The organism is Allobosea sp. ASV33 (genome assembly GCF_016428755.1).
Classification (GTDB): domain Bacteria; phylum Pseudomonadota; class Alphaproteobacteria; order Rhizobiales; family Beijerinckiaceae; genus Allobosea.
Genome location: NZ_JAELTI010000133.1, coordinates 1 through 11,116 on the forward strand (window position 1 = coordinate 1; position 11,116 = coordinate 11,116).

Below are 11,116 nucleotides of genomic sequence, written 5' to 3' on the forward strand. Positions count from 1 at the left end.
GGTCGAGGTCAAGCAATGCGGTCACGATCGGCTCGCCCGCCGTCGCGAGGGCTGCTTCGCTGAAATCGGCGATCGGGGCGATGATCCGGCCGGACGCCCTCAGGACCGGGCTCAGCATGTCGCGCAGGAAGTCGGAGGGCTCGACCAGCAGGATCCGGCCGGGAAGCTCGCTGCTGCGGCCCGCTCCGAACCAGCCGGGTTCGTTCAGCGGCAAATAATGGGCGAGGTCGAGGATGTCGGTGGCCCGCCCGCGGATCATGGCCGAGCCGATGATGCCGCGCCCCTCGGCAGCCGCCATCTCCAGCTCGAAGACCTCCTCGACGATATCGACGATGGCCTCGACGGCGAGTGCGACGGTGAGATCGCCATTGGAGACGATGACAAGGGGCTGGATGCCCTCGGAGCGCAGTTGCGTATCCGCGACGGGCGTCACCGGGACAAGGCGCCCGCGATAATGCAGCAGGGTCCGGCCGCCGCCGCGCTGGAATTCGCGGGCCTCGATCTCCTCCAGCCGCGTCACCAGCGACAGCGGCAGGGCCTGGAGACTGCCGGAGCCCGCGCGGAAGACGAGCATGGTCGTGCGCTCGCCGCGATGGACCTGGGCGGCTGCCGTGCGCGGCTCCTGCTCGATCTCCTCGGAAGCCGCCGCGCCGACCAGACGGGCGACGCCGTTGGGGTCGACGATGAGCACGACGGTGCCGTCGCCGAGAATGGTGTTGCCGGAGAACAAATGGATGTGGCGCAGCTTGCTCGACATCGGCTTCACCACGATTTCCTCGGTGTGGAAGACGCTGTCGACGAGGATGCCGAACTGCCGTTCGCCGATCTGGGTGACGACGATGAAGCCCTCGCCATCCGCCCGCCGGGCGGCAGGCTCCCGGTCGGGACAGGCCATGAGACCCGGCAGCGACACGATCGGGAGAAGCCGCCCGCGCAGCCGCAGGACGGGAGCGCCGTTGATCTCCTCGATGCGGTTGTCGTCGCCAGCCTTGGCCCGGACCAGTTCGCGCACGGCGATCTGCGGAATGGCGTAGCGGTCGGCGCCGGCGACCACGATCAGCGCCGAGATGATCGCGAGCGTGAGCGGGATCTTGATGGTGATCGTGGTGCCCAGACCCGCGCGGCTGGCGACATCGACCGTGCCGCCGATCGAATCGACATTGGCCTTGACGACATCCATGCCGACGCCGCGGCCCGAAACCGCCGTCACGCTGTCGGCGGTGGAAAAGCCGGGATGGAAGATGAAGTAGCTGATCTGCGCGTCGCTGAGCCTGTCCAGCTCGGCCTCGGTGGCAAGGCCCTTGGCGATGGCCTTGCCGCGGATGCGCTCGATATCGAGGCCGCGGCCGTCATCCGCGATCGAGATGGTGACCGACCCGCCCTCGTGATAGGCGGCGAGCCGGATCGTGCCGTGCTCGGGCTTGCCGGCCTCGCGCCGGTCGGCCGGCAATTCGATTGCATGGTCGGCGCAGTTGCGGACCATGTGGATCAGCGGATCCTTGATCAGGTCGAGAATCTGGCGATCGAGTTCGGTCTCGGCGCCTTCGGTGATCAGCTCGATGCGCTTGCCCAGCTCGGCGCTGAGGTCGCGCACGATGCGCGGCAGCTTCGACCAGGCATTGCCGATCGGCTGCATGCGCGTCTTCATCACGCCGTCCTGCAGCTCGGCGGTGATCAGGGACAGGCGCTGGAGCGGAGCCTTGAGGCCGGCATCCTCCTGACGCCTCGCGACCTCGAGGAGCTGGTTGCGAGTGAGGACGAGCTCCGAGACCATCGTCATCAGATGCTCGATCGTATCGACATTGACGCGCAACGTCGCCGGGGCGCTGGTGCCGCCGCGTGCCGGAGCATGCGCTTCCTCGGCGGGAGAGGCGGCTTCGCGGCCCTCGATGCGGCCGTCGGGTCCGCGCTGCGGGCCGGGCGCACTGCGGAAAACGATATCCTCCGCGCTGCCCGCGGCCGGAACGGCCTGGCCATGACGCGCGAGATAGGCAGCGACCGGATCGAGCGCGAGATCGACCGGCGGCTGCAGCTTGAGCTGGCCCCTGGCATGTTCGGCGAGCGCGAACAATTCGCCGATCAGCGTCTCGTCATTGCCTTCGGGCTCCTGCCCCTTCTCGGCGAGTTCGGCGAGGATGTCCTTGATCCGGTCGATGGTTTCCAGGATCGCGGTGACGGCGCTGGGCTTGACCGTGGCGCCGTCGCGGAACTGGCCGATCACCGACTCGGCGGCATGGGTCAGCGCTTCCAGCCGGGGCAGGCCGATGAAGCCGCAGGTGCCCTTCACCGTATGGACCAGCCGGAAGATGTTCCGCAGGATGTCGCGGTCGTTGGGGTCCTGCTCGAAGCGGACAAGCTCCCGATCGACCGTGTCGAGATTCTCGCCGGTCTCCGTCAGGAACTCTTGCAGTAGCTCGTCCATGCAGGAACTTCACTCAACGCGGAACGCTGCAGGAACTAAAGCAGAAGAACGGTTTATGATCGGTTGAGATCGCGCCTCGACCGGTAACGATCGTCAGGCCGCCTTCTCTCAGGCCGCCTTGGCGGCCTTGATCGTCACCGTGTCGCCGTCGATGGCGAAGGCGATATCCATTCCGGCAGCGCGCGCGACCATGCCGGTATAGAGCGGCTGGACGGCATGGGCGTCGATCGTGCCCGTCTCCGAGCGCCCGGCGATGAGCTCCTCGACATGGGCCGGGATGCGGGCATGGGAGCCGGTCGCCGTGATCTCGAACGTGCCCTGTTCGCCCTCGACGGTCGCGCGCGAGACGAGCTTGCCGCCGCGCGGTACCGCTTGCGTCGCCAGCACTAGCAGGTTCAGCAGGAGCTTGACCTGGTTCTTCGGCAGCAATGCGCGCGGCGCTTCCCAGTCGAGCGAAAGCTTCTCGTCGTTGAGGAAGCCGTTGGCGACGTTGCCGGCATCGCCGAGATCGATCATCGCGCCGGCAGATCCGGCCGCACCGAAGGCGAGGCGGGCAAATTGCAGGCGAGCCGAGGCGGCGCGCGCGCTCTTCTTGATCAGCTCCAGCGCGAAATCGCGCATCGACGGATCATCTTCTTCGAGAACCTCGAGGGCGTTGACAATCGCGCCGACCGGGCTGATCACGTCATGACAGACGCGGCTGCAGAGAAGCGCAGCCAGATCGAGCGGCTCGAGCGAGATGTCGGTCATGGGGGCGAGGTCCTGGAAACGGGGACGCGCCGGATTGGGGCGCCGTTATCGCTTGATATGCTGCCATCTTGGTTTTCATGTGGTTAATCGCCATATGAGGGCGGTTACTGGAAGGATGGGCCGCGATGATCGGCCATGACGATCCCCGCCTGCGCGACCGCGATGGCCTGGGGCGCAAATTGGCGGAAGCTGCCGCGGTCAGTGCCGCCGTCCTGCTGGCGAAGCGGGCGGCCCGCGATGTCAGGCTCAAGAGCGACGGTTCGCCCGTCTGCTCCGCGGACCTTGCGGCCGACCAAGCCGCCAAGGCGGCGTTGACGCGCCTGCTGCCGGGTTTTCCGATCGTGAGCGAGGAAACCGCGCAGAACGCGGCGCCCGGCGCCATCTTCATCCTGCTCGATCCGCTCGACGGCACGCGCGAGTTCCTCGCCGGCGGCGACAGCTATTGCGTGGCGATCGCGATCGTCAGCGACGGCCGGCCCATCGCGGGCGCCATCGCGGCCCCGGCCATCGGGCGGCTCTGGTTTTCCGGCGCGCATGCCTATGCGCAGGATTTCGGCCCCGACGGGACCCTTCTGGGCGAGGCACGGCGGACGAGCGTCCGCGCCGTCCCGGGGGAAGGGCCGGTCGCCCTGGTCAGCCGCTTCCATGGCGACGGCCGCAGCGACGGCATCGCGGCGTCGATGTGCTGCAGCAAGGGCATCCCGGTTTCATCGGCGGTGAAGTTCGGCATGATCGCCTCGGGCGAGGCCGACATCCATGTCCGCTGCGGCCAGACGATGGAATGGGACATCGCTGCCGGCGATGCGATCCTGTCGGCCGCGGGCGGCATCGTGTTGACGCTGGACGGCACCTTGCCCGATTACGGCCGCAGCGAGCGGCAGTTCCGCAACCCGCCTTTCGTGGCGGCATCGAGCGAGGCGCTGGCGCGGCGGGCGATCGCCGGAGATTGCGGCGGCTGAAGCCCTAACGGGCGACGAAGCGCAGCACCGCGTTCCAGCGGCTTTCGGCCTGGGCCAGCAAGCCGGCTTCCCGCAGGAAGCGCTGGCGAGTGTCGGCCGAGCGGAACAGGAACAAGCGCGACCCGACCACCGCGAATTGGCTGGGGTCGCTTTCGACCGCCACGCCATTGGCGACGCCGATCGGATCGAATCCGCCGAAGACGGGCGTGTAGACCTCCGGCGCATCGCGGAAGGCTTCGAGATTGGCCTGCGAGGCGAAACGCCAGACGATGCGATCCTGGATGAGTTCGTATTCGGCCCGCCCCGCCATCGGTCTTGCCCCGAGGCGATAGGAAACCGGGTCCAGGCCGTTCATGGCGAGGCCGGTGCGCTGGTCGCGCTGCATCACCTCGCCGAGCGAGGGCAGCTCCGGCAGGCCTGGCGGCAAGGTCGGGTCAGGCGCGGATGTGGCTGCTGTGTCCGGTGCGGCCTGCGGCGTGCTGGCAAGCGCGACCTGCCCGATCAGGAAGAGCGAGACGAGGGTGGCGGCGGCCGAGATCAAGCGCTGCCTTGCTGCGGCCTTCATCGCATCAAATCCTCGGGTCAGTCCCAATCCCGGGCCGAACGGCTCTCCGGAATCTTCACGCCTTGGATAGATTTGCGGCGTATCTAATTCGTTACCGAATTGATTCGCATTCGCCGAACGTCGCGCTTCGACGTTCGGTCGGGTGGCGGATGGCCCAGGATCGGCCCGCCTCCCGGCCCGCGCCGCATCCATCCCGAGCCGGCTGCCATGCAGTCGCCGCCGGTGCCGAGCGGACGGACGATCGAACCGCCCCGGCGCTCTGCCTTGCCTGGCGCCCTGCCTGGAGATGTCGCTGATGACCCAGACCCGCCGCAACCTGATCACGGGCGGTCTCGCCGTGGCCGCCGCGAGCCTGAGCGGGATGCCGCTTGCCGCTCTCGCCCAGAATTACAAGAACCAGCAGTCGTTCAGCCAGAACGAGCTCGTCGGCTCCGGCCACAAGTTCTTCGGCAACGTGTCGCGGGGCCTCGCACTGACGATCGAGGAAGCGGTGCGCCGCTGGGGCGAGCCGAACGGCTATGTCCTCGGCCAGGAAGCCTCCGGCGCCTTCGTCGGCGGCCTGCGCTATGGCGAGGGGCAGCTCTATACGCGCAATGCCGGCGACCGCCGGGTCTTCTGGCAGGGTCCCTCGATCGGCTTCGACTTCGGTGGCGAGGGCGCGCGCACTATGATGCTGGTCTACAACCTGCCGGTGGTCGATGCGCTCTACCAGCGCTTCGCCGGCGTCGACGGCTCAGCCTATTTCATCGGCGGCTTCGGCTTCACCGCGCTGACGGCGGAAGGCATCATGGTCGTGCCGATCCGGACGGGCGTCGGCTGGCGCCTCGGCGTCAATCTCGGCTATCTCAAGTTCACGCCGCAGGCGACCTGGAACCCGTTCTAGCCGGGGCGAGTATCTCTGGCCATGGCGCCGCCGCCGTGGCAGATTCGACCTCAGTCCTCAGCCGGGAGTCCTGAGATTTGATCGAAGCCGCCATGCTGTTCGCGCTCGGCTTCCTCTGCGCCGCCCTCATGGCCCTGGCGGCCGTGCCGGCGCTGGCGCGGCGGGCCGACAGGCTGGCGCGCAAGCGGGCCGAGGCGGCGTTCCCCCTCTCGCTCGCCGAAATCGCCGCCGACCGCGACCATCTGCGCGCCGAGCTTGCCCTGCGCATGCGTTCGGCCGAGCAGGATGCCGAACGTGGCTTCGCCGCCAAGGCCGGCGCGATGCAGGAACTCGGACGGCGCGACATGACGATCGGCCGGCTGGAGCGCGAGCTTGGCGAGCGCGATACGCGCATCGGCGGTCTCGAAACCGATCTGGCGAAGACACGCAGCGAGCTTTCCGACACGCAGGCCGCCCTTGCGAGCGAGCGCACCGGCCATGGCGAAACGGCCGCGACGCTGGAGAAGCGCGTTGCCGATCTCGCCAGCCTCGAACGCAATCTGGAAGATATGCGTGCGGCCTTGACGGGCACCGGTGCCGATCTGGCCGCGCGCAACGGTGAACTGGAACGCGAGCGCGAGACCGTCGGGCGGATCGAGGCCCTTCTTGCGGAGCGCGAACGGGAATTGGCCGAGAGCCGTAGCCAGGCCGAGAAACTGCGCGTCGCGCAGGTCGAGGACCGGACGCGCATCCTTGTTCTGCAAGGGAAGGGCGACGAACTGGCCGACAAGCTCGCCGCGACCGAGAAGCGGCTGGCCGGCAGCGAGGCTGCACTCCAGGCCATGACGGGCGAGCGCGACGGCGAACGGGTGCGGGCCGATGCCTTCAGCGCGCGGGCCGCGCAGGCAGAGGCCGGATTGGCCGCCGCCGATGCCCGCGCCAGTGCGGCGCATGTGGCGGCGCAGCAGCTCGACACGCAGCTTCGGCAGGAGCAGGCCGACCATGCCGCGACCAGGGACATGCGCGAAGCGCTGGACCTCGCACTGACCGCCGCGAAGGACGATCACGAGCAGGCCAAGCGGCGAAACCGGGAGGAGGTCGCGACCTTGCAGGACGCTCAGAACGAACGCGAAAGCCAGATCGAGATGCTGCGGGCCGAGCTCCAGACGCTGCAGGGCGCGCTGGCCCAGGCGCGGGCCGACCGGACACAGCTCATGGACGAGATTTCGGCCCTGCGCAGGGCTGGAGGTGCGGGGGCCAACGACGCGGCTTTGCGCCAGGAGATCGTCAAGCTGGCCGACCGGCTGATGGATGCCGCACCCAAGCGCGAAGCGGCGGAATAGGCGCGGCCATTCGTCATCGCCGACCGGCTGTCGAATTCTTCGCCGACACCGGATTTCACTTTGCCATTCGATGCTCTAGGAAGGCTGCGTTCCCCGGTGTTCCGCGCCATCTGAATGGTTTGAAACGTGACCGACAGCCGCTTCGATCTCCTTTGCCTCGGCGAACCGCTCGGCGAGTTCAACGCGACCCGCGCCGAGAGCGGCGCCTTCCTGTTCGGCCATGGTGGCGATACCTCGAACTGCGCGGTCGCGGCGGCGCGCCAGGGCATGTCGGTCGGCTATCTCGGCGCGCTCGGCGATGACAGCGCCGGCCATTCGATCCGCGGCCTGTGGAAGCGCGAAGGCGTCGACGACAGCCATGTCGCGACCCATCCGAGCGCGCCAACCGGCCTCTATTTCGTCGATCACGGCCCCTCCGGCCATGTCTTCTCCTATCTCCGCGCCGGCTCGGCTGCGAGCCTCTACGGCCCGCGGGACCTGCCGCGCGACCTGATCCGCTCCGCCCGGATCATCCAGGCTTCCGGCATCAGCCAGGCGATCTCGGCCAGCGCCTGCGACGCCGTGTTCGAGGCCTTCGATACCGCGCGCAAGGCCGGCGTGCTCACCGCCTACGATACCAATCTGCGCCTCAAGCTCTGGCCGCTGACCCGGGCCAAGGCGATCATCCATGCCGCCTGCGCCATGGCCGACATCATCCTGCCCGGCCTCGACGACGCGACGCAGCTCACCGGCCTCAACAATCCCGACGCCATCGTCGATTTCTATCTCGGGCTCGGGGCGCGCGTGGTGGCGCTGACGCTCGGCCACGAGGGCTCGCTGGTGGCGACGCCGGTGCGGCGCGAGCGCTTCCGGCCGATCAAGGTCGATGCGATCGATGCGACCGGCGCGGGCGATTGCTATGACGGCGCCTTCCTCGCCGAGTACCTGCGCACGGGCGACGCCTTCGCGGCCGGCGCCTATGCCAATGTCGCGGCGGCCCTGTCGACGCTGGGCTATGGCGCGGTGGCGCCGCTGCCGCGCCGCGCCGATGTCGAGGCGCGCATCGCCGCCGAGGCGCGTTCCTGATGAGCGTTCCGGTTCTGAAGCGGGCGGGCGATCTCCTCGCCCGCTACGATGTGCTGATCAGCGATGTCTGGGGCGTGGTGCATGACGGGCTCTGGGCGCTGGAGCCGGCCTGCGAAGCTTTGATGGCTTTCCGCGAGCGCGGCGGCACGGTGGTGCTGCTGTCGAATGCGCCGGGGCCGTCGCAGCAGGTCGCAGGGCTGCTCGACGCCAAGCGCGTGCCGCGCGAGGCCTGGGACCGGCTCGTCACTTCGGGCGACGTGACGCGCGCCCTGATCGCGCAGAGCCATCACAAGCGCGCCTATCATATCGGCTGGCAGAGCGACCGGGCCGTGTTCGACGGGCTCGATGTCGAGCTCGTCGACGAGGACAAGGCCGATATCGTCGTCGCGACGGAGCTCAACGATTACCGCACCGAGACGCCGGAGCAGTACCGGCCGCTGCTCGAGCGCTTCGCCCGGCGCGGTTTGCCCTTCATCTGCGGCAATCCCGATCTCGTCGTGCATGTCGGCGAGGATCTGCTGCCTTGCGCCGGTACGCTGGCGACGATCTACGAGGAACTCGGCGGCTCCGTTGCCTGGGCCGGCAAGCCCTATCGCCCGGCCTATGACCTCGCGCTGGCGGCGGCAGCCGATGCGCGCGGAGGCCGTTCGGTCGAGCCCGGCAAGGTGCTGGTGATCGGCGATGCGGTGCGCACGGACCTGGCAGGCGCGCGCCTGATGGGCTTCGACAGCCTGTTCATCGCCGGCGGCATCCACCGCGACGAGACGATGCGCGGCGGGGAGGTCGATGCGGCCGGCCTCGCCAAGGTGCTGGACGGATTGCCCGTCCAGCCGATCGCGGCGATGGGCGCGCTGGCCTGAGGACCCGATCGCGGGGCTTTATCCCGGTTGCTGGGCTTGAGGCTTGCGCAGATAGGCGGTGATATCGTGCCAGAGCCCGTCCAACGGGCGGAAGACGAAGCGCACGGTCGATTTCCCCGGCGGCACGACGACGGCGCGGAACAGGACATTGGCGCGCAGCAATTCGGCGGGCTGGCCGTCGATCTCGACCTGCCACCAATGATGCCAGACATCGTTGAGCACGAGGTAGCCGCCGCGCGCCGTCTCGGCCGCTAGCGTCACGGTGGTGGTGCCGTAGTCGCGGATCGCGACGCTGTCCGGGCCGAGCGGGCCGGCGGGCAAGGGCGGCGGATCGCGGTCGAGCAGCACGGTTCGGCGCGGGTCGAAACCTTCGGGCCATGCACCGGTCGTGAGGATCGCGTCGAAATCGGCCTTCCGGGCGTCGGTCACCAGCAGCACGCGCGGCAGGGCGCGAGGGTTCTCGTAGACGAAGGCGTCCTGGGTCCGGGCGATCTGCTTGAGGTCGCCGGGCTTCAGGCGCTTGTCGATCTGCTCGACGGGCACGCCGGTCGCGATGAAACGCAGGCCCAGCATGTCGGCAAGCAGGGAGCGGTAGCCCGGCATCAGCGGGGAGAATGTGCGCTGATCGGGCAGGGCGACATGGTCTCCGGCGCCCGTTGCCTTGGTGTAGAGGCCAAGCCGCAGCGGGTTATAGCCCAGCGTGTTGTCGAGATCGTGGACGAGGCTGGCATTGGGCCAGTGGAAGCCGATGCCCGCGAGCTCGATACGGTCGCGCCGGTCGGGGGCGGCGGTGCGGGCGGTCTCCCGCTTCAGCAGCGCGATGGTGTCGTTCGTGCTGTCCTTGCGCAGGACGTCGTAGGTCTGTGCGGGCAGGGCGGTGGATTCGCTCGGGCCATTGTTGACCGCAAGGTCGATGGTCAGTGTCGCAGCCAGCACGATGGTCGCGGCAAGGACCGATCCGCGCCTGGCGAGACCGTGCGCGGCGATGAGGCTGCCGAGCGAGAGCATGGCACACAGCGCCGCCATGACGAGCGGCAGGATCGCGACCGGGATGCGTCCGACCGTCCAGGCCAGCCAGATTGCGAGGCCGAGCGCACCTGCAAAGATCAGGGCTTCGAGGGCGATCTGCCAGGGACGTGCCTTCGGGGCCGTGCCGGTCATCACGAGATGGGTCAGGTAGCCGCCGAGCAGGGCCAGCAGGGCGCCGAGGATGAAGAGCGCATCGGCCGGGCGACGGTAGAAGCTGATGCCCGGCAGTTCGAACAGCACGCGGAAGGCCGGCGTATAGCGGCCCAGAGCGAAGAGCAGGACGATGATTGCCGCGACGGTGAGCGGGACGATCTCGCGGCGCCAGAGCGCGCCGCGGACGAGGCCGATCGTCAGGATCAGGCCCATCGGCAGCAGGCCGAGATAGAGCTGGCTCATGTTGCGGGCGAGGAAGAGGCTGAGCGGACCGAAGCGCGCTTCCCAGGCCGGGCTCGGCGCACCCCAGAAATTATCGAGCGGGCCGGCCGCGCCGTAGAGATTGGCGAAGAGCCCGGTCAACAGCGCGGCCGGATGGAGCGAGCCCTTGCCAGCCTCGACGAAGTCGATGACGGGGCGGTTCGATTCCTGCGCGATGAAGGCGGTGAGCAGGATCGGCACCGTCGCGACCAAGATGGCGCCTAGGGTGCCGGCGATGAGCGGCGGCAGACTGGCGCGGAAGGCGCGCCACGGGCTCTGGGCCATCAGGATCGCGGCGATGGTGAGGCCGGCGAGGACATAGACGCCGAGCAAGGCAACCTGATCGCGGCCCAGCACCATGAAGCCGGAGACGATGCCGGCGGCAAGGCCATAGGCGATCGAGCCGCGCTCCAGCGCCCGCGAGAGCAGGAACAGCGTGATGGCGAAATAGCCGAGGCTCAGCACCTGCCCGACATGCTGGATGCGCCACGCGGCGGCGGCTCCGAAGGCGAAGGAGAGGGCTGCGACGACGGCGCCGGCCGGATGCCAGCCGCGATCACGGAAGATGACGACGATCGCGAGCGCTCCCAGCAGCAAGGTGCCGAGCAGGGCGCCGTCGCTCCAGCGGAAATCGGGAGCCGGGTTCAGCGCCGCGATGAGGGCGAAGGTGGGCGAGAAGATCAGGGATTGCGGATCGGCGACCTGCGGGGAGCCGGAGAAGACATAGGGCGTCCAGAAGGGCGAGAGACCCTTGTGCCAGGCATCGGCGAGGAACTGGAGCTGCGGATGGAAATGCGCCTTGGCATCCCAGGGGATGGTGACGCTGCCGGAGAGCCAGGGCCAGGAC

The 11,116-nt window shown here is 68.6% G+C and carries 9 protein-coding genes; 5 read left to right on the plus strand and 4 right to left on the minus strand.

The window, feature by feature from the left end:
• Together JHD80_RS25000 and chpT are read right to left on the minus strand one after the other, a co-directional pair.
• Positions 1-2,422: chemotaxis protein CheA (locus JHD80_RS25000; RefSeq protein WP_199092915.1), on the minus strand; the 2,422-nt coding region annotated here is incomplete at its 3' end.
• Positions 2,423-2,530: 108 nt separating this feature from the next.
• Positions 2,531-3,172, minus strand: a complete 642-nt coding sequence (chpT, locus tag JHD80_RS25005; RefSeq protein ID WP_199092916.1) for a histidine phosphotransferase ChpT — start codon at positions 3,170-3,172, stop codon at positions 2,531-2,533.
• 125 nt (positions 3,173-3,297) lie between these two features.
• On the opposite strand from chpT, the gene JHD80_RS25010 reads away from it, so the two are divergent.
• Complete coding sequence (locus tag JHD80_RS25010; protein ID WP_199092918.1) at positions 3,298-4,131, plus strand: 3'(2'),5'-bisphosphate nucleotidase CysQ family protein; 834 nt, start codon at positions 3,298-3,300, stop codon at positions 4,129-4,131.
• 4 nt (positions 4,132-4,135) lie between these two features.
• Here JHD80_RS25010 and JHD80_RS25015 read toward each other — a convergent pair whose 3' ends face one another.
• Positions 4,136-4,696: a YHS domain-containing (seleno)protein gene (locus tag JHD80_RS25015; protein WP_199092920.1), complete on the minus strand. Its 561-nt coding sequence runs from the start codon at positions 4,694-4,696 to the stop codon at positions 4,136-4,138.
• A 295-nt stretch (positions 4,697-4,991) separates the two neighbouring features.
• On the opposite strand from JHD80_RS25015, the gene JHD80_RS25020 reads away from it, so the two are divergent.
• The 4 genes from JHD80_RS25020 (at position 4,992) to JHD80_RS25035 (ending at position 8,826) form a co-directional block, all read left to right on the plus strand.
• Positions 4,992-5,579 carry a DUF1134 domain-containing protein gene (locus tag JHD80_RS25020; RefSeq protein ID WP_199092921.1) on the plus strand — a complete coding sequence of 196 codons (588 nt, stop codon included), beginning with the start codon at positions 4,992-4,994 and terminating at the stop codon, positions 5,577-5,579.
• 77 nt (positions 5,580-5,656) lie between these two features.
• On the plus strand, positions 5,657-6,901 hold the full coding sequence (locus JHD80_RS25025) for a coiled-coil domain-containing protein (RefSeq protein ID WP_199092923.1): 1,245 nt from the start codon (positions 5,657-5,659) through the stop codon (positions 6,899-6,901).
• 126 nt (positions 6,902-7,027) lie between these two features.
• Entirely contained in the window at positions 7,028-7,966 is a 939-nt protein-coding gene (locus tag JHD80_RS25030) for a PfkB family carbohydrate kinase (RefSeq protein ID WP_199092925.1), read from the plus strand.
• A complete protein-coding gene (locus JHD80_RS25035; RefSeq protein ID WP_199092927.1) occupies positions 7,966-8,826 on the plus strand; it encodes a TIGR01459 family HAD-type hydrolase in 861 nt (286 codons plus the stop codon). The genes JHD80_RS25030 and JHD80_RS25035 overlap by 1 nt, the downstream gene beginning before the upstream one ends.
• An 18-nt stretch (positions 8,827-8,844) precedes the next feature.
• On the opposite strand, the gene JHD80_RS25040 is transcribed toward JHD80_RS25035, so the two are convergent.
• On the minus strand, positions 8,845-11,116 hold a 2,272-nt coding region (locus JHD80_RS25040), incomplete at its 5' end, for a glycosyltransferase family protein (protein ID WP_199092930.1).

Excerpts from the sequence above, each read along its gene's own strand:
- JHD80_RS25010 (WP_199092918.1), top strand. The coding sequence starts at position 3,298 with ATGATCGGCCATGACGATCCCCGCCTGCGCGACCGCGATGGCCTGGGG.
- JHD80_RS25020 (WP_199092921.1), top strand. The coding sequence starts at position 4,992 with ATGACCCAGACCCGCCGCAACCTGATCACGGGCGGTCTCGCCGTGGCC.
- chpT (WP_199092916.1), bottom strand. The coding sequence starts at position 3,172 with ATGACCGACATCTCGCTCGAGCCGCTCGATCTGGCTGCGCTTCTCTGC.
- JHD80_RS25015 (WP_199092920.1), bottom strand. The coding sequence starts at position 4,696 with ATGAAGGCCGCAGCAAGGCAGCGCTTGATCTCGGCCGCCGCCACCCTC.
- JHD80_RS25035 (WP_199092927.1), top strand. The coding sequence starts at position 7,966 with ATGAGCGTTCCGGTTCTGAAGCGGGCGGGCGATCTCCTCGCCCGCTAC.